This window comes from Pedobacter agri (genome assembly GCF_032678665.1).
Classification (GTDB): domain Bacteria; phylum Bacteroidota; class Bacteroidia; order Sphingobacteriales; family Sphingobacteriaceae; genus Pedobacter; species Pedobacter agri_A.
Genome location: NZ_JAVTSH010000008.1, coordinates 227,512 through 246,928 on the forward strand (window position 1 = coordinate 227,512; position 19,417 = coordinate 246,928).

Below are 19,417 nucleotides of genomic sequence, written 5' to 3' on the forward strand. Positions count from 1 at the left end.
ATCGGCAATAACCGCCCCGCTTTCCCTCCTGCCATGAAAAATGGCATCCGTACAATCGGGTTTAGTTTACATCCTGCAGTTTTTTAAAACCAGTCAACCGAATTTGCAACGTAGTAGGTGTTTTCATTATTAACGGTTAATAGGTATACGCCATGCAGCTGTTGTAACCTAAACTACATTGGCCACCTAAACCCGACCGCGTGAAAAACCCGGAAACCGAGGTACGAGGTTGAGGATTTGGAACATAGGGCGGGACAAAGCCTGGCGAAAACTGTACTGAAATTGCTTTCCAAAAAATTACGATCCACTAAAAATTTAAGCTGATGAAATTTCAAAAATCAATTGAATTTGATGGGATTTTGGAAAATAATTTGTATAAAATTTAGCTCATGTTTGGATTTATGCTTTAATTATAGCTTTATTTGCACAAAATCGTTATTTCATGGCCAAAAATTTATTAATCGTCGAGTCACCCGCAAAAGCTAAAACTATAGAAGGCTATTTAGGCAAAGATTTCCTTGTGAAATCGAGCTACGGCCATATTCGGGATTTAGCCAAAGGCGATATGGCGATTGATATTGCGAATGATTTCGCACAGAAATACGAAGTTCCGGCTGATAAAAAAGCACTCGTCGCTGAATTGAAGAAACTTGCTAAGGAAGCCGAAATGGTTTGGTTAGCATCCGATGAAGACCGCGAGGGAGAAGCCATTTCCTGGCACCTCTTTGAAACGCTTGGACTAAAACAAGAGAAAACCAAACGTATTGTTTTTCACGAAATTACCAAACCTGCTATACTAAAGGCAATTGATAGTCCACGCAATATTGATTATAACCTGGTAAATGCACAGCAAGCTCGCCGGGTTTTAGATCGACTGGTGGGTTTCGAACTTTCTCCTGTTTTATGGAAAAAAGTAAAACCATCGCTTTCTGCAGGCCGTGTACAATCTGTTGCGGTACGCTTAATTGTAGATCGGGAAAGAGAAGTACAAAACTTTAATGCAGCTGCTGCCTTTAAAATCACAGCTCAGTTCTCTACAGGTAAAGGCAAAGAAATTGTTAAAGCAGAATTACCACATCGTTTTGAAAGCGAAGCTGATGCTGAGAAATTTTTGCAAGATTGTGCAAACGCTAAGTTCGACATCAACAGTTTAGAAACCAAACCTGCCAAACGCAATCCGGCGGCGCCGTTTACCACTTCTACATTGCAACAGGAAGCCTCGAGGAAATTGGGTTTTCCGGTAGCGAGAACCATGCAGGTTGCGCAACGTTTATACGAAGCCGGTAAGATCACCTACATGAGAACGGATTCAGTAAACTTATCTGAAACAGCTTTAAACGCCGCGGCGGCTGAAATTAAATCGGCCTATGGCGATAAATACCACCATCAAAGGGTGTACAGAACAAAATCGGCAGGTGCTCAGGAGGCACACGAAGCCATCCGCCCTACTTACTTTGATCGCCATACGGTTGATGGCGATATTTCGGAAAAACGTTTGTATGACTTAATATGGAAACGTTCCATTGCTTCACAAATGAGTGAGGCGTTATTTGAAAAAACTACCGCACAGATTACAGCTTCAACCCGCAAAGAACATTTAGTTGCTGAAGGTGAAGTATTAAAATTTGATGGCTTCTTAAAAGTCTACTTAGAATCTACTGATGATGAAGAAGGTGATGAAAAAGAAGGCGGTTCGATTTTACCTCCATTAGCCAAAGGACAAGAATTATTTTTGAAAGAAATGCAGGCCACAGAGCGTTATTCTCGTCCACCGGCAAGATATACAGAGGCCAGTTTAGTTAAAAAATTAGAAGAATTAGGCATTGGCCGCCCTTCTACTTATGCCCCAACAATTTCTACGGTTCAAAACCGCGGTTATGTTGTTAAGGAAGATCGGGATGGTAAACAGCGTAAATTTACTGCTATTATTTTAGCCGACGGAAAAGTAAACAAAGATGCTAGATCTGAAATTACCGGAGCAGAAAAACAAAAGCTTTTTCCTACTGATATTGGTGAAGTGGTAAACGATTTCCTGGTTGAACACTTTAAAGGAATTGTTGATTTTAATTTCACGGCGAAGGTTGAAAAAGAATTTGATGAGATTGCGCAAGGTTTGCAAGAGTGGACTAAAATGCTACACTCTTTCTATAGTCCTTTCCACACTGAAGTAGAAACGACGCTGGAAACAGCTGAACGTGCTACGGGCGAACGTTTGCTTGGTGTTGACCCTGCTTCCGGTAAAAATGTGTATACCAAGGTTGGTAAATTCGGACCACTGGTTCAAATTGGTGAGCTCGATGAAGAAGAAAAACCACGTTATGCAAGTTTAATGCGTAATCAATCAGTGGCTACCATTCAGTTAGGTGATGCTTTGGAATTGTTCAAACTACCAATGCAACTACCTGATTTTGAAGGCAAAGAAGTAATGGTTGGCGTTGGCCGTTTTGGCCCATATGTGAAATGGGGTGATGCTTTTATTTCACTTCCTAAAAACGAAGAGCCGCTTTCGGTAACTTATGAAAGAGCAGTACAGATTATACAAGAGAAAATGGATGCGGATGCACCTATTGCCTATTACGAAGGCTTGGGTGTAACGAAAGGCAAAGGCCGTTTCGGTCCGTTTATTAAATGGAACGATTTGTTTATCAATATTCCGGCTAAAGGTTACGATTTCGACAATTTAACACAAGCAGATATTGAGACGCTGATCAGTAAAAAAGTGGAGAAAGAAGCTAACCGCTTTATTAAAGTTTGGGATGCTGAAAAAATTTCAATTGAAAATGGCCGCTGGGGACCTTTTATTCGTTTCGGTAAATTAATGCTGAAGTTAAGAAATAATGAGGCCACAAAGCAAAAATATACAGCTGAAGAGTTGGCTGATGTTGATTTGGAAGTAATCAAAAAGATGATTGTGGAGCAAGTGCCAAATGCTTTTGAAACAAAGAAAAAAGCCCCTGCAAAAAAGAAAGCGCCGGCAGTGAAAAAAGCGGTTGCGAAAAAGAAATAATTTTGAACAAAGAGTAAGGAACAAAGATTAAAGATTAATTGTTTTAAACCTAAAAATCGCAGTCTTTATGCTTTGCTCTTTTATCCTTTATCCAAATGAAAGCTGATTTACCTGAAAATACCGTAGAAGATATTGCAATGGCTGTTGTGCTCATGAGCGAAACTCCTGAAGTAAAAAACTGGACGGTTTATCTCGTGAATCTAAAAAATGAGCCAATTACAAACGTTTTAATTAGTTCAAAAGGTTACGGCGAGAAAGATGGCAAACAAGTTAAAACATCTGTTTTAAGGCATTTTATTGGCGACATGGAAGCCAATGATTTTAAAGGTGTTGAAGCGATTGACCCCGAAGTTTTTGGCCTGACAAATGAATATTGGTTAAGCTATTACATTGGCTCCACCATTTACGACAAAAAATTTATCTTCCTTCCTGAAAGTATTATTGATTCAAATTTGATAAAAATCCCATTGGTTAACCGCCCCGGGGTGATGATAAAATAGGCACTCACCTCAAGTCGTCATGCTGAATTCATTTCAGCATCTTTATTATTTAGACTCTGAAATAAATTCAGAGTGACGATAGAAATTAAAGCACTTTAACCGCTTGTCTTCCTAACAGCTTCCATCCTGCTTTTTCCTTACTCCAAATAAGCAAAACATGTAGCTTTACTGCACCAGGAACATTTTTATCATTTGTTTTCGCATTTAATGTGTGGCGTACCAAGGCTGTTTTATTTTGAACGATAATCTTTTGATCAGTTAAGTTGATCTCAACAAAATCAGAAGAGTTAGAAAGCAATGCATGCAAAAACTCCTGCTTAGTTTCTACTTTACCACTTGAGTGTCCATAGCTTAAATCATTCAAAACCAATTGATTTAAAGCTAAACTATCTGGAGTAATCATCAACCTGGTTAGCTTATTTACCGCTTGCTCAACATCTGCTTTCTGCGCAAAAGTGAGGTTATAAGTTAAAATCAGGCTCGAAAAAATCAATAATTTCTTAATCATATCTGGTTGAATTGGGATTGATCTGTAAACTTATCCAAATCATTGCAAAGGAACAAATATAACCTGCTCAATTGGCTATTTTTGATCTGTACTTCTTCCACCACAAATACAAATAATAGATAAGAACCGGCAAAAAAAAGGAAACTATAAACAGATATACATTAAGGCAAAATATCTGTTATAAAATCAATAGGTTTAATATTATAAATCAAAATCCCCACAACACGCTAATTTTCAACATAAGTTATTTTAACGGGATTTTTAGTTTATTTTGAATCACATCTAATCAGAATTTCAAAAATGGAACAACCCTCTACCTACAAATCATCATCCAAAAAGAAATTTATTTTTATCGGTTTACTAGCGGCTTCTATCGCAGCTTTACTGTTTTTTTATTTTAACCGAAAGAAAAAATCGAATGAAGATAATCAGGCCTATGCGAAATATATTGAGGCCTATACCTCCGGAACAATCTCAAAAAAGAGTTATATCCGTGTGCATCTGGCTAATGCCGCTAGCGGAATGCAGGATTTAGGCAAGCCTGATTCACGCGACCTATTCGATTTTTCACCCTCCATCTCAGGAAAAACTTATTGGATTGATCCGCAGACTGTGGAATTTAGACCTGACGAAAACTTAAAATCCGGAAAGGAATATGAAGCATCATTTAAATTATCAGAAGTTTCTGCCACGGAAAAAGGTTTAGAGGATTTCGACTTTGAATTTAAAGTGATCACTCCTGGCGCCATGCTTTCTCAAAATGGCCTGGTTTCTCAAAACAATACTTCCCTTGATTATATGAAACTCACTGGAGAAGTAGCCACTGCTGATGCGGAGGAAACCTCAAAAATTGAAAAGATCATCGAGCTTGATTTCGACCAGAAATTAAAGGTTAAGTGGCAGCATGACCCGGCAAAGAACATTTCAAAATTTACCATAGATAGTATAAAAAAGAAAAGTACCGACCAAACTTTAAAAATTGAATGGGACGGCGACGCCATTGATGCTGAACAAAAGGGTGAAGAAGAAATCAGAATTCCTGCTTTAAATAAATTTGAAATTTTGGATATGAAAGCCATCCAGGGTGAAGAAGATTACGCCTTAGTGCAATTTTCGGAGCCTATTGGAGTTGGCCAGGATTTAACGGGAATGATTTCGTTGGGCAACCTGAGCGATTTACGTTATACCATTGATGCCAGCCAGGTAAAAGTTTACGCAGCCGAAGAATTGAAAGGCGACTACACCTTAAACGTGAATAACGGTGTAGAAAATATCAACGGAAAAACCTTATCAGGAGGAAAAACTGCAAATCTGGTTTTCGAAGATAAACTTCCTTCTGTTACCATTGCAGGTGGCGGTACCATTTTGCCAAATTCTGGCAAATTGGTTTTACCTTTTGAAGCCATTAATTTAAAAGCAGTTGATGTTACTGTAATTAAAATTTATGAAAATAATATTCCTCAGTTTTTTCAAACCAATACTTATAAAGATGCAAACGAGCTACGTAGGGTAGCCAAACCAATTTTACAGAAAACAGTTCGGCTGGATGAGGATAAAGCCTTAAATCTGCATAAGAAAAACCGCTTCACACTGGATTTGGATAAAATGATCCGCACCGAACCAGGTGCAATGTATCGGGTAACAATTGCGTTTAGGCAGGAGTATAATGCATACAATTGTAAGGCAAATGATGAAAAAGCAACCGATGATGGTGAGGGTTATTACGATGAAGAAGGTGGCTATTACGGGGAAAAGATTGATGAGGATGATGATTTCTGGCAACGATACAACAATTACTATCCTCAAAACTACCGTTGGTCAGATAAAGATAATCCCTGCACACCTTCATTTTACACCAATCAACGCTGGGCAAGCAGAAATTTAATCGCTTCGAATATTGGTCTCGTTGCCAAACGCGGAAACGATAATAGCATGCTGATTGTTACTACGGATTTACTTACTGCAAAACCCATGAGCGGTGTAAGTTTAGAACTGATGGATTATCAAAAGCAGATTATCTTCACCACAAAAACAGATGGAGATGGTTTTGCCAGATTTGATTTGAAACGCCAACCGTTTTTACTAATTGCCAAAAACGGTTCGGAACGAGGTTATTTAAAATTAGATGATGGTAGCTCTTTACCGTTAAGCCGTTTCGATGTTGGCGGAGACGTAGTGCAAAGCGGACTTAAAGGTTTTATATATGGAGAACGCGGCGTATGGCGCCCCGGCGATAGTTTGTTTGTATCGTTTATTTTAGAAGATAAGCTGAAGAAACTTCCGGCAAATTATCCCGTTACCATGGAGTTTTATAACCCAAAAGGTCAGCTTTATAAACGGTTAATTAACGGCAGACCAGTAAACGGATTTTACAGTTTTAAAACGGCAACAGAAAATACTGTTCCTACAGGAAACTGGATGGCGAAAGTAAAAGCTGGTGGCGCAACATTTACTAAAACATTAAAAATAGAAACGGTAATGCCTAACCGTTTGAAAATTGATTTTAACGTTGGTAACAGAACGTACCTAAGTTCTGGCACATCACCTGCTACCCTATCGGCAAAATGGCTTTTTGGTACGCCGGCACAAAATCTGAAAGCAAAGGTTGATGTGAACTTAAATACCACTGAAACCAAGTTTAAAGGTTTCGAAGGTTTTAGTTTTGATAATCCAACAGTAAATTTTGAGTCGCAGGTGAAAACCATTTTCGAAGGGACTTTAAATGGAGCCGGAACTGCGCAAATTAATACCAACCTCATTGAAAATAACACAGCTCCGGGAGTTTTACGAGCAAATTTCACCACGAAGGTTTTTGAACCTGGAGGAAATTTCAGCCTCGATAATCTTAGCATTCCGTATCATGTTTACAGCAGTTATTTGGGCATTCGTCCGGCTAAGGGAGATAAGTTAAGTGGCAGACTAGTGACCGGAAAAGATCATAAAATCGAAATTGTAAATGTTAATACCGATGGAAAACTGTTGGGCGGAAGCAAAACCGTTCAGCTAGAAGTGTATAAAACACAGTGGCGTTGGTGGTGGGAACAAGATGATCAATACACTTATGCAAATTTCACCCAAAACCAGTACAATAAATTGGTTGAAACACACCAGGTTAACCTATCGAACGGTAAAGGTAGCTGGAACTTGCGAATTGATGAACCGGAATGGGGACGCTATCTCATCCTTGTTCGTGATTTAAATGGTGGACACGTAACTGGAAAATCAGTTTATGTAGATTGGCCAGGTTGGGCTCAGCGTGAGCAGGGTGCAAATCCTACCGAAGCATCGATGTTGTCTTTTACGGCTAACAAAGAAAAATTTACAGTTGGGGAAGACATAACGTTAACCATCCCGACAGGTAAAGATGGAAGAGCATTAATTTCTATTGAAAACGGAAGCAGGGTTTTGAAAACTTTCTGGATTGATACTAAAGCCGGACAAACACAGTATAAATTCAAGGCAGAAAAAGAAATGGCTCCAAACGTTTTCGCGAACGTTACGCTGCTGCAGCCTCATGCGCAAACCGTTAACGATTTGCCAATCAGGATGTATGGTGCCATTCCGATTTCAGTTGAAGATCCGCGAACCATTTTGAAACCGACCATAAAAATGTTGGATAAAATCAAACCTGAAACGGAAAACACCATCACTATTGGTGAGCAAGACGGCAAAGCCATGACGTATACCATTGCTTTGGTAGATGAAGGGTTGTTGGATTTGACACGTTTTAAAACACCAGATCCACATGGTGCATTCTACGCCCGCGAAGGTTTGGGTGTAAAAACCTGGGATTTATTTGATTACGTACTAGGCGCCTGGGGCGGTAACCTGGAACGCATCCTGAGCATTGGTGGAGATGGAAGTATCAATAAAAACCTAAACCCTGCCAAAGCAAATCGTTTTAAGGCAGTGGTTAAATTTATGGGACCATTTACGATAGGCAAAGGCGAAAGTAAAACACACAAATTTAAATTGCCACAGTATATTGGTGCTGTTCGGGCAATGGTGGTTGCCGGACAAGATGCAGCTTATGGCTTCGCAGAAAAATCTGTTCAGGTTAAAAAACCTTTAATGGTTTTGGCAACACTACCTAGAGTAATCGGCCCAGGAGAAACATTTACTTTACCTGTTACGGTTTTTGCAACAGAAAATAACCTGAAAAATGTTTCGGTTCAGCTTCAGGCCAATAATTTAATTGTTCAGGGCACCAATAAACAGCAACTTTACTACCAGAAAACCGGAGAACAGATGGCTTACTTTGAAGTGAAAGCACCTGACAAAGTGGGCATTGCTAAAGTAAAAGTAATTGCACAAAGTGGCGGCGAAAGAACAGATTACGATGTGGAAATGGATATTCGAAATCCAAATCCTTATATCACTAATGTGGTTTCTGCAACGGTACAACCGCATACTAAATGGGCGGTGAATTACCAACCTATTGGCATGGCGGGCACAAACTCTGGTTCGCTTGAGGTTTCTTCTATTCCTGCGATTAATCTGGGTAAACGATTGAGTTATTTAATTCAGTATCCTCACGGATGTGTGGAGCAAACCACTTCAGGCGTTTTCCCTCAATTATTTCTTGATCGGTTAAGTCCGTTAACGGAGCAGCAAAAAGCGAAAGCCGAATCGAATATTAAAGCTGGAATTACGCGTTTAAAAGGCTTCCAGACTACAGACGGCGGATTATCATACTGGCCAGGCGAAGGAAGTTCTGATGAATGGGGAAGTAATTATGCAGGTCATTTCCTTGTGGAAGCGCAGAATGCAGGTTATACCTTGCCTGTCGGGTTATTGGATGAATTGCTGCGTTATCAAAAAACAAAAGCAGCTAACTGGGCGCCAAACAGCGATAATTTTTATGGAGGAGATCTATCTCAGGCTTATCGTTTGTACATGCTTGCTTTAGCCAAGAAACCGGAAATGGCAGCCATGAACCGCCTGAAAGCTTTTGAATACCTTTCTGTAGCAGCAAAATGGCGCTTGGCGGCGGCTTACAAACTGGCAGGACAAAACAGCGTTGCTCAAAATATGATTAGCGGACTGGATACATCCATTCAACCTTATAAACAGCTTGGTGGAACTTATGGATCAGATGTTCGTGATGGGGCGATGATTCTGGAAACCCTTACCCTGCTTGGTCAGAAAGCCAAAGCGGCTAGTTTATTGCAGCCTTTAGCGGCTAAACTGGGTGAAAATACCTGGTATAGTACGCAAACAACAGCTTACAGTTTATTAGCCATTGGGAAGTTTTGTGGTTCAAACCAGTCGTCAAATAAATTGCAATACCAATATGTGCTGGATGGAAAATCAGCGCCGGTAAATTCAAATCAATATCTGAATAGCACAGCTGTTAATTTCAAAGGCAGCACGGCGTCTGTTACCAATAATGGTAACAATGTATTATTTGTTCGTTTGGTATTAGAAGGGCAACCAGTGGCTGGTCAGAATAACTTTTTACCAAACCGACCAGATGTTTTAGATATGAACGTAACTTACAAGCGCTTAAATGGTACAATTCTGGATCCAACAACCTTAAAGCAGGGAACTGATTTCTACGCAGAAGTAACGGTGAAGAATCCAGGAAGAATGGGCTACTACGAGCAGATGGCATTGACGCAAATTTTCCCGTCGGGTTGGGAAATTATCAATACAAGGGTAAATGATAATCAAAGTATTTTAGCATCATCACCATTCACTTATCAGGATATCAGAGATGACAGGGTTTTCACGTACTTTAATATCAGAGAAAATGAAAGCCTGGTTTACAAAGTATTATTGAATGCTTCTTACACAGGTAGATATTATTTATCAGCGGTTCAATGCGAAGCGATGTATAACAATGATATTTCTGCTACGCAAGCTGGTAAGTGGGTTCAGGTAGTGAGGTAGGATATGCAGTTTTCACATTACTCAACTTGATAACTCTCAGTAGTGTAGCGAATTATTGAGCTTGATTCGTTCCTCGCAATGACGTGTATGGCGGCCGTCATTGCGAGGAACGAAGCAATCTTGAAAATGGTTTGTGAGTACATTAACCACAGTAAAAAAGATTAGTCATGAACAAAACATCAAAAGCATTCCTCATTTCAGATATTTGCTGCGTTGCATTGCTTTCGGTGTTTTTATTGCTACTGCCATCAAAGCTCTTTAAATCCCCAACATCTTTTGTAGTTGAAGCCAGTAATGGCAATTTATTAAGTGCTGCAATAGCTAGCGACGGCCAGTGGCGTTTTCCGGTAGCTGACAGCGTTCCGGTAAAATTCAAGAATTGCATTATCGCATTTGAGGATAAACGTTTCTACAGTCATATCGGGATTGACTTTCTGGCGATGAGTAGAGCCATGCGGCAAAATTTCAAAGCAAAAAGTGTTGTTAGCGGTGGCAGTACGTTAACCATGCAAGTCATTCGTTTATCTCGGAAGCAAGACCGGACCATCTGGCAGAAATTATTAGAAATGCTGCTGGCCTTGCGATTGGAAATTAAATATTCAAAAGAAGAAATTTTGGGATTGTACGCGGCCAATGCACCTTTCGGAAGTAATGTGGTCGGTTTAGATGCTGCAAGCTGGCGCTATTATGGCCGAGATGCAAACACCCTTTCCTGGGGCGAAATGGCAACTTTAGCTGTTCTTCCAAATAGTCCATCTTTAGTTCATCCCGGTAAAAACTCCCCTCGTTTAATTAAGAAACGGAATGATTTATTGGATAAACTTGCGAAGCTTAAATACATCGACCAATCAACAGCCAACCTTTCTAAACTCGAACCTGTTCCAGGTAAGCCACTTCCCTTACCTCAAAATGCACCGCATCTGCTCAACCGTTTTAAAGCCGAAAGAGTAAGTCTGGAAATCAACTCGACAAGAATAAAATCTACTTTAAATGAAGATTTACAGATTAAAATAAATTCTATTTTAAAGCGATTCAACAATCGATACAGGGCAAATGACATTAACAATATTTCTGCTTTGGTTTTAAATACTAAAAATGGCCAGGTTGTAAGTTATGTAGGAAATATTTATCAACCAGAAATAGCTGATTTACAAAGCCATGTTGATATGATTAAGGCGCCGAGAAGTCCCGGAAGTACGCTGAAACCTTTGTTATATGCGAGTATGCTGAACGATGGTTTTATTTTACCTCATACCCTGGTTCCAGATATTCCGACTCAAATTGCCGGATATTCTCCTCAGAATTACGATTTGGGCTATGATGGCGCTATTTCGGCAGACAAGGCCTTAAGTCGCTCGTTAAATATTCCTGCGGTGAAAATGTTGCAGCAATATAAATATGAGCGATTTTATGATAAACTCAAAAAACTAGGCATTGGCACATTAAACCAGCCTGCAGATCACTACGGATTATCGTTAATTTTAGGTGGTAGCGAAGTAAACATGTGGGATTTAGCCAATACATACATGGGAATGGTTCGTACACTGAATCATTTCAACACTTATAAAGGCTTATACAATCCTGAAGATTACAGGCCAGCCACGTATTTTACTTCTGGAAAGAAAGAAGAAAAAGACTATCAAAGAAATTCGTTTTTAGATCATGGTTCAATCTGGGCAACATTTAATGCAATGGAAGAAGTGATGCGTCCCGGCGATGAGGGTTTGTGGGAACAATTCTCATCGTCACAGCGGGTTGCCTGGAAAACAGGAACAAGTTTCGGCTTCCGCGATGCCTGGGCGGTTGGATTAACCCCGAATTATGTGGTTTGTGTGTGGGTTGGAAATGCCGATGGCGAAGGTCGCCCGGGGTTGGTAGGCATTGAAGCAGCAGCCCCCGTTTTATTCGATATTTTTAAGTTATTACCCAACGGAAAATGGTTTGAAACGCCTGCTACAAAACTTAAAAAACTGAAAATTTGCAAACAAAGTGGCTATAAAGCAGGCGAAAATTGTCCGGTGATTATAGATGAGATGGTGCCAACTGCCGGCGAAAAAACCGCGGTTTGTCCTTTTCATAAGTTGATTCATTTGGATAAAACCGGAACCTACCGCGTTACCGATCAGTGTGAAAGCGTGACCAACATGCAACACAAAAACTGGTTCATTTTACCGCCGGCAATGGAATATTATTATAAAATTAAAAATAGTGACTATAAAAGTTTGCCGCCATTTATGCCAGGTTGCGAAACATCTGGCGGAAATAACGTGATGGAATTGATATACCCTAAAAACGGCGCTGTGGTTTATATCCCGTTAGAGTTGGATGGAACCAGAGGAAAAGTAGTTTTAAATGCAGCGCATCGCAATCAAAATGCTAAAATACACTGGCATATTGATAGTGAATACGTTGCCACAACTATCAATTATCATCAGTTCGCGATTAGCCCGATGCCCGGCAAACATACGTTAACATTGGTAGATGAAAATGGCGAAAGACTGGTGCAGGTTTTTACTGTAATGGACAAAGAACAGAAGAAAAACTAAACAAATCACTTGGTTGAAACCGAGAGCAATGAATGCAATTGCAGACATAAGTAGCCAACTCGCTATTCATTGCCGTAAACTTTAGTCAACGGTTATCAATATAGCTTGTGGATTTCTTAAGTTATCCTGAGTTTAATAAACCAGATACAGTGGATCCCGATTTTTTATCTGGAGCAACGATGGCAGGACTATCGCAACCGATTACCGCAGAACATCGCTTTCCAAAAAAAAACTACGCTAAATCTCTGTTTTTGTAACAATCAGTTTCCTTTCTACCGTTCCGTAAACGATTAAAAACTGGGCAATCATATAAGTCGCCATGATTAGGACGCCACTTTGAGGAATGGGTTGTGTAAATTTATTTACTGCTAGTGCACTATCAGATAACAGGAAAAATAATGCTCCGTATAAGATGAGTTTGTAGCTGAAAATATTAACTTTCCCATAACGGTTCACCGCCATTATGGCCATGAAAGTAATAATAATAGCATACAGCAACACGGCGAATTGCATGCTACCTAAAAACGGTTGGAGATAGAAAAACAAACCCGCACAAAAAATAATCAATGCCCCAACAACCCACAGAAAAAACGCATTTTTAAGCCCCGGGTTCGATTTATGATCTAGAATAAATGCCCTGATGTAAAAGATATGGCATAATAAAAAAGAGATTAATCCGAAGGTAAAAAAACTTGCATTATTGGCTTGCAACATCAAAAAAACGTCTCCCGCTAATGCAAATACCAATCCTGTAAATATACGTTTATGAAATCGTCCCTTCAGATTAGTGCTCGAGTAAAGCCAGGCTAACAGCGTAAGTACAATGAAAGGCTTGGAAAAATTACGCAGTTGGATATTACCATCAGTTTCAGCATAAAGCTGGATGATAAAAACGAGCGCAAAAATAAAAGAGAATAATTTAGTTTTCATTGATTTGAGGATTTTCCTTTTGCAAATTGAAGAACCAAATTACGGATATTAACTGTATGCCCGCAAATATAACTTGATATCCGATTGGAAAATTTAATATCAGAATCAATACCACAGCCAGCAATAATCTAATATATTCGAATTTAACGAGCCATGGTTTTTGATCTAGCAGCGCACCACAGGCGGTTAATGTACAAATGGTAAACACAGCTCCTGAAACTAGTGATGAGGCATCCATTTTGGTGTAAGAAAACAATATGATTGAACCCGCAGCTAACGCAATGATAAATTGTATTAAAACATATCCAGTAAGTTTTGATTGATAAGCTGGATTATATTTTTGATAATGCTGCTCATCAATTTCAGGAGCGTTTTGAAAACCACCTAAATGCTCAGGGAACCAGCCTGGAGGTTTTAAAAAAACGTTAATTTTATCGCTTATTTTTGGTGATTTTCTTGCTGTCTTAATCAAGTCATCCCAGTAATGCAGATTTGCCCAAACCGGATTCCAGCTTGCCAATGGTTTTGTGATGCCGTAATAAACTTCCTCTTCTTCTTTTTGAAAAGTGCCAAAAATTCTGTCCCAGATAATTAATGTACCTGCATGATTTTTATCAATATATTTAAGGTTGGAACCGTGATGGACGCGGTGATGTGAAGGCGTGTTTAAAATATATTCCAAAAAGCCCATTGATTTTATTGCTCTGGTATGAATCCAGAATTGATATAAAGTATTGAACGAGCTTAGCGTTAAAAACATAATCGGATCGAAACCTACAAAAGCCAAAGGCAAGTAAAAGACCCAGCTAAACCAACCTTGAAACCAGCTTTGTCGCAAGGCTACTGTTAAATTGTATTCTTCTGATTGATGGTGAACTATATGGGCTGCCCAAAGCGCATTTACCTGATGACTCATCCGATGGAACCAATAGTAAAAGAAATCGACACCGATGAAAAGAAGAATCCAAACCCAAACAGCCTTAGGCATTTCGAAAATTCGCCAATGCTCAAAAATGTATTTGTAGCCAAAAAACAAAGCCGTTTTCATAAAAATACCCGTCAGCTGCTGCCCAATTCCCTGACTTAAGTTAGAAATGCTGTCGTTTAACCTATAATAATTTAACTTTTTGTAAAAATTATAAGCAAGCTCTACCCCTATCAAGATAAAAAATACGGGCACAGATAAAGCGATATAATCTACCTTCATAAAAATGAAAAATATATTTGGTTAGAGATTTCAATTTAGGAAAATTTTCGAAAAATTATAACATTCAAAAACCAGATAGTTCTTGCCCTGTTACTATTCTAAAATAAAAATCATTATGGCTGTGCAAACTCAAAAATTGAATGAACACAATTCAAAAGTTGTTGTTCTGGATTTTATAAATGCATTAAATGCTGAGAAATATGACGTTGCCCGTGAGCAACTTGCGGATGATATGACCTTTAAAGGGGTGATGGGCGAACGTAATGGTGCTGATGTTTATATGGAGGATATGAAGAAGATGAAATTCAAATATGATATTCAGAAGGTGTTTGTTGACGGTTATGATGTTTCCATATGGTACAACATTAACATGGACGAGAAAACGATCTTTTCAGCAGGATGGTATAAAGTTGAAAATGAACTGATCAAATCATTCCAGGTGATATTTGACCCGAGGCCAATATTATAATTTAACAAATTTGCTTTAGTTTCCTCACCACGATTTGTTCTCCGCTTTCAATATTAAAAAGAAACTGAAGGAACTCATCAGTCTCCTGAATTTCGATTTTCGCAACTCTTCCGTGAACAGCATCCTGTCCAATAGCATCACCGATTTTAATTTCGAGCAAAGCAGATGTCGGAATTTGATCGTCCACCATCATTTTAAAGCAGGTAAAGTAAGTGTAAAGCAAGTCTCGTCCGGGTTAGAGCTTACCTCTAATGTTCCGCCGTGTGCTTTTGCAATTTCAGCAGAAATGTACAAACCTAATCCTAAGCCTTTTTGATTCGGTTCAACTTCTCCCCTCGAAAAGGGCTGAAACAATCGCTCTAATGTTGCCTTTGGGATTTGTTTCCCCGGATTGGCTACGCAAAGCGTAAATTCTTTTGCTGTGGTTGCAGCCGTTATTTCAATGGTCGAGTCTGGTGGACTGTAACTCAACGCATTACCCAAAAGATTAGAAAAAAGCTGAGCAATTCGCTTACCGTCAGCCACCACAGGATGAACGAAATCGAAATTCAGTTTCATTTTTTTATCTGGCGAAATAGCATGAATTTCCTCCACAACCTGATACAACACTTTTTCTAAATCCTCATCAGGTGTTGGGGAAATATTGATGCCACCGCCTAACCTGCCACTGGCAAAATCAAGCATATTTTCAATCAAACCATTCATCCTGAAAGACGAATCTTTGATAATATTGACCAATTTTTGCGTCCGGTCATCGTGATTGATGCGAGCTAAAAGCTGCGCACTATTTGACACGGCATTGAGTGGATTGCGTAGATCGTGCCCTAATATTGCTATAAATTGTTCTCTTAATTCAGACGTTGCTTTCTCTACTTGTAACCGCTCTTCTGAAAGGGCCAGTTGCTCTAAAGCGTCTAAATGAAAAGCAATTAAATCTGCAAACATTTTAAACATTCCAATCGTAGTTGGATTGTTAAGTTTTGCAGGTTTCGGGTCTATGGCGCAAAGTGTTCCGAAAAAGTAACCGTTTTTTAATATAATCGGAACTGAAATGTAACTTTGGAAACCATATAACAATGGTGTATGATGATTGGCAAACAGTTCGTCTTCAGCAACATGATCAATGACTACAATGCTTTGATGTTGTCTGATCTCATTGCAGATGGTGGTTTCCAAATTTAACTCGCCACCTGGCACCAAGCCAAAGTTTATTTTATCGTTAACGGCACACGCTACCCATCTATCGGTGGTTACACGTGCTACAGCAGAAAAGCCCATGCCAGTAGTTGTACAAACAATTTCTAATATGTTTGTTATGGCTGGAATTTTACTAACCGACTCAAGATCGAAAGGGATATTGTTGTTCTCGTTTTGCAATGTCTGGGATAAATATTGCACAATTTACAAAAAATTCCTTCCTAAAGAAACATACATCAATCTTCTAACAGTTGTTTTACATTACTGAACCGATTTCTGAAAATTACATATAAGTTAGCGTAAACATGCCCAGTTTATCGCTAAACTGGGCATTAGATTAAGCATTTAATAAAGTCGGTTTTTCGTGAAAGGTTTTCCAAAGCAGCTCTCCGAATAAGGTATTTGACCACGCAAACCAGGCACGGGTGAATTTTTCGGGATTATCTTTATGAAAAGATTCATGCATAAAACCTTTGCCCGCATGGGTTTTACGTAAAGTCTCAATACAATATTTTATTTCGGCATCGTCTTTTGATGTCAAAGCCCTCATGGTGATACTCATCGGCCAAATCATGTCCTGACCAACATGAGGCCCTCCTATTCCTTCGGCGGCTGTGCCTTTAAAGAAGTACGGGTTATCCTTTGAGAGCGCAAATTTTCTGGTGTTTTGATAAATGGGATCTTCAACTTTCATTGCACCTAAATACGGTAAGCTTAACAAACTTGGAACATTTGAATCATCCATTAAGTAGGCGCTTCCAAATCCATCTACTTCAAAAGCGTATATTTTACCATATTTAGGATGATTTACAATGGCATGTTTTTGAAGTGCTGCATTTACTTCATCAGCAAGGTTTAGCAAACTACTTTCCAAAGTTTTATCAGGTTGCAAAGCTTTTATCATTTCTGCTGCCTGCTTTAAACTAGATACTGCAAAGAAATTAGAAGGCACCAGAAACGGAAAAATCGTTGCATCATCACTCGGACGGAAAGCAGAACAAATTAGACCTACCGGATTTACTGGAAAACCATATCCAGCCATCGGTAGCGAATCTGTTGGTTGTGTGGTTTCCCTTTGAAAATGATAAGGTCCCTGATCGGCCTTGCGCTGCTGTTCTTTAAAAGTTTTCAAAGTTGCCTCAATACCTTTTTTCCAGTCGAAATCAAATGGTGTTTTATCTCCGGTTTTTTTCCAGTAATGATAGGCCAAACGAATGGGATAACACAATGAATCTATTTCCCACTTACGCTCATGCACCCCAGCTTGCATTTTAGTTTTATCAGTTTTCCATTCGCCAACTTTATTCAGATCGCCGTAGAAGGCATTTGCATAAGGATCTTTTAATACACATTGTGTTTGATGAATAATTACTCCGGCAATTAATTTTTTAAGTGGCTCATCTTCTTTAACGAATTGAAGGTATGGCCAAACTTGCGCCGAACTATCGCGAAGCCACATCGCATCAATGTCTCCGGTAATTACATAAGTATCAGGTCTGCCGTTTTTTTCTTCATAATACACCGTTGTATCAAGCGTATTTGGAAAGCAATTTTCAAAAAGCCATGCCAACTCCGGATTTTTCACTTTGGCTTGAAAGGTTTTAATGGCTGCATCAACTGCCTTACTCTGGAAATGTCGTTTACCAGCAGCAACCCTCACTACCGGAAAATCAGGAAATAATTCGGTTGCCAGTGAAAATTTTGAAGCTAAAACGCCAGCGCCAAGCAAGCCTGTATTTTGTATAAATGTTCTTCTTTTCATTATAATGGATGATTATGATTTGGTTAAATTTAGTTGTGCAAGGCGAGCATAATACTCTAACATTGCAGCCTGCATAATTAGTGATTTGTTTTTTTGTTTTCCCAGCAGATTATTTTCATCACGCTCTTCTTGCCAGATTCGCTCTGCCTCGTTAATCAAGAAGGCTAATCTTCCTGCGTTTTTCTCAACTTTAAACAATTCCAGATATCCACGTAAAAAAACAACGTTAAACCAGTAATGGTCACCAAGCTTATTGTTTTTGTAAAAATGTTTTTCAGCGTTGATGGCAATCAATTTAGCTTCTCTCAAATATCTTTCTTCTTTGGTAAGCTGGTATAATAAAGCATTGGCCTGCAGCATGGTTCCGGTGTTATAGGTATAGGTAGCCGAATCAACTTTTGCATTTTCGACATTTATCGCATCATAAAATATACCTTCAGGCGATCGAAGCATCTTATTTGTCCAATTGTAAACCAATAATGCCGTATCCAGATATTTCTTCTCTTTAGTAATTTTATATAATTGCAGCGAGATCAAAATATTGGGTCCGTTTGAACAGGTATTTTTCGAAGTTTTTTTATCTTCCTGCCAATAAATTCCTCCGCCGGTTTTTTCATCATAACCCGTTAACAACCAACGATAGATTTCTTTTGACTGATTTAAATAATTTACGTTTTTATTTCTTTGATAAGCATCTAAATAAGCAATGGCGATCCACTGGTTGTCATCATAAAACCTGGAACTTTTATCAATGTACGATTGATAAGATGGTGCTGGCTTCTCCGTAGTGTAATATTGATTGATCGCTGAAACAACTGGGTCCATCCTTTTCGATTTCCCAATGGTTTCAGTTTCGTTAGTAGCTTGAATTAAAGCACACAATGGCCATAAATATGAATACGGTTTTTCATGTTTTCCAATATTTTCGAGATAAAGGCCTTTATTTGTTACTTTAAAATATTGCTCAATATTATTTTCAATAATATCTATCCGTTTTAGATAATCAACTTTGGTAACCTGTGCAAACGAGTTGCTGGCAAACCCTGTAATCAGAAGCAGATAAATCAATAATTTAAACAGATGTCGCATTTAAAAGTTCATTATTTATAACCTGATGCAATGGGTTAAAGGTTATTTAGTTTCTGATATTCGGTTAGCACTAAAACAAATATTAATATTATTTTGATAACATCAAAATAGAAAAAGGCAATTAAAGCATTCCTAAATCGATTTTCTTATATCTATTCAATTTATTACACAAAGGGCAAAATTTCGTGAATTATAGGTTGACTTGGTTCATAAAGCTAAAATCCGGTTTTCGATCAGGGATTTTACTTTAATTTTTTTCACCTTCCGATGTCACTCCAAGATCTAACATCATTACCACAAACTAATCTTT

13 protein-coding genes are annotated in these 19,417 nt (G+C 38.8%); 5 read left to right on the top strand and 8 right to left on the bottom strand.

The features are described 5' to 3' along the window. The first annotated feature begins 442 nt into the window (after window positions 1-442). Window positions 443-3,007: a type I DNA topoisomerase gene (gene topA, locus R2Q70_RS17425; protein WP_316808823.1), complete on the top strand. Its 2,565-nt coding sequence runs from the start codon at window positions 443-445 to the stop codon at window positions 3,005-3,007. 95 nt (window positions 3,008-3,102) lie between these two features. Continuing rightward, window positions 3,103-3,507: a hypothetical protein gene (locus R2Q70_RS17430; protein ID WP_010602288.1), complete on the top strand. Its 405-nt coding sequence runs from the start codon at window positions 3,103-3,105 to the stop codon at window positions 3,505-3,507. 85 nt (window positions 3,508-3,592) lie between these two features. Here R2Q70_RS17430 and R2Q70_RS17435 read toward each other — a convergent pair whose 3' ends face one another. After that, a complete protein-coding gene (locus R2Q70_RS17435; protein WP_316808824.1) occupies window positions 3,593-4,015 on the bottom strand; it encodes a nuclear transport factor 2 family protein in 423 nt (140 codons plus the stop codon). 161 nt (window positions 4,016-4,176) lie between these two features. Continuing rightward, a complete protein-coding gene (locus R2Q70_RS21915; protein WP_410478387.1) occupies window positions 4,177-4,236 on the bottom strand; it encodes a hypothetical protein in 60 nt (19 codons plus the stop codon). Between the two features lie 79 nt (window positions 4,237-4,315). Here R2Q70_RS21915 and R2Q70_RS17440 point away from each other — a divergent pair, with 79 nt between their 5' ends. Continuing rightward, window positions 4,316-9,907, top strand: a complete 5,592-nt coding sequence (locus R2Q70_RS17440) for an alpha-2-macroglobulin family protein (protein ID WP_316808825.1) — start codon at window positions 4,316-4,318, stop codon at window positions 9,905-9,907. Between the two features lie 167 nt (window positions 9,908-10,074). Then, window positions 10,075-12,453 carry a penicillin-binding protein 1C gene (gene pbpC, locus R2Q70_RS17445; protein ID WP_316808826.1) on the top strand — a complete coding sequence of 793 codons (2,379 nt, stop codon included), beginning with the start codon at window positions 10,075-10,077 and terminating at the stop codon, window positions 12,451-12,453. Window positions 12,454-12,690: 237 nt separating this feature from the next. On the opposite strand, the gene R2Q70_RS17450 is transcribed toward pbpC, so the two are convergent. Both R2Q70_RS17450 and R2Q70_RS17455 read right to left on the bottom strand, forming a co-directional pair. Further along, window positions 12,691-13,383 (bottom strand): lysoplasmalogenase, encoded by a 693-nt coding sequence (locus tag R2Q70_RS17450; protein WP_316808827.1) that lies wholly within the window; start codon window positions 13,381-13,383, stop codon window positions 12,691-12,693. Further along, window positions 13,373-14,590 (bottom strand): sterol desaturase family protein, encoded by a 1,218-nt coding sequence (locus tag R2Q70_RS17455; RefSeq protein WP_316808828.1) that lies wholly within the window; start codon window positions 14,588-14,590, stop codon window positions 13,373-13,375. The genes R2Q70_RS17450 and R2Q70_RS17455 overlap by 11 nt, the downstream gene beginning before the upstream one ends. A gap of 115 nt (window positions 14,591-14,705) precedes the next feature. Here R2Q70_RS17455 and R2Q70_RS17460 point away from each other — a divergent pair, with 115 nt between their 5' ends. Continuing rightward, complete coding sequence (locus tag R2Q70_RS17460) at window positions 14,706-15,059, top strand: nuclear transport factor 2 family protein (RefSeq protein ID WP_316808829.1); 354 nt, start codon at window positions 14,706-14,708, stop codon at window positions 15,057-15,059. Window position 15,060: 1 nt separating this feature from the next. Here the strand turns inward: R2Q70_RS17460 and R2Q70_RS17465 are convergent, their stop codons facing one another. The 4 genes from R2Q70_RS17465 to R2Q70_RS17480 all read right to left on the bottom strand — a co-directional run bounded on the left by R2Q70_RS17465 (window position 15,061) and on the right by R2Q70_RS17480 (window position 19,107). Next, window positions 15,061-15,252, bottom strand: coding sequence for a hypothetical protein (locus R2Q70_RS17465; RefSeq protein ID WP_316808830.1), 192 nt, complete (start codon window positions 15,250-15,252; stop codon window positions 15,061-15,063). Further along, entirely contained in the window at window positions 15,249-16,436 is a 1,188-nt protein-coding gene (locus tag R2Q70_RS17470; RefSeq protein ID WP_316808831.1) for a GAF domain-containing sensor histidine kinase, read from the bottom strand. The genes R2Q70_RS17465 and R2Q70_RS17470 overlap by 4 nt, the downstream gene beginning before the upstream one ends. 157 nt (window positions 16,437-16,593) lie before the next feature. Further along, on the bottom strand, window positions 16,594-18,018 hold the full coding sequence (locus tag R2Q70_RS17475; protein WP_316808832.1) for a glycoside hydrolase family 125 protein: 1,425 nt from the start codon (window positions 18,016-18,018) through the stop codon (window positions 16,594-16,596). 12 nt (window positions 18,019-18,030) lie between these two features. After that, entirely contained in the window at window positions 18,031-19,107 is a 1,077-nt protein-coding gene (locus tag R2Q70_RS17480; RefSeq protein WP_316808833.1) for a glycoside hydrolase family 76 protein, read from the bottom strand. Window positions 19,108-19,417: the final 310 nt, after the last annotated feature.

Coding starts and splice junctions, on each gene's coding strand:
- R2Q70_RS17440 (WP_316808825.1), top strand. CDS start 4,316: ATGGAACAACCCTCTACCTACAAATCATCATCCAAAAAGAAATTTATT.
- R2Q70_RS17475 (WP_316808832.1), bottom strand. CDS start 18,018: ATGAAAAGAAGAACATTTATACAAAATACAGGCTTGCTTGGCGCTGGC.
- pbpC (WP_316808826.1), top strand. CDS start 10,075: ATGAACAAAACATCAAAAGCATTCCTCATTTCAGATATTTGCTGCGTT.
- topA (WP_316808823.1), top strand. CDS start 443: ATGGCCAAAAATTTATTAATCGTCGAGTCACCCGCAAAAGCTAAAACT.
- R2Q70_RS17460 (WP_316808829.1), top strand. CDS start 14,706: ATGGCTGTGCAAACTCAAAAATTGAATGAACACAATTCAAAAGTTGTT.
- R2Q70_RS17455 (WP_316808828.1), bottom strand. CDS start 14,590: ATGAAGGTAGATTATATCGCTTTATCTGTGCCCGTATTTTTTATCTTG.
- R2Q70_RS17450 (WP_316808827.1), bottom strand. CDS start 13,383: ATGAAAACTAAATTATTCTCTTTTATTTTTGCGCTCGTTTTTATCATC.
- R2Q70_RS17435 (WP_316808824.1), bottom strand. CDS start 4,015: ATGATTAAGAAATTATTGATTTTTTCGAGCCTGATTTTAACTTATAAC.
- R2Q70_RS17480 (WP_316808833.1), bottom strand. CDS start 19,107: ATGCGACATCTGTTTAAATTATTGATTTATCTGCTTCTGATTACAGGG.
- R2Q70_RS17465 (WP_316808830.1), bottom strand. CDS start 15,252: ATGATGGTGGACGATCAAATTCCGACATCTGCTTTGCTCGAAATTAAA.
- R2Q70_RS17430 (WP_010602288.1), top strand. CDS start 3,103: ATGAAAGCTGATTTACCTGAAAATACCGTAGAAGATATTGCAATGGCT.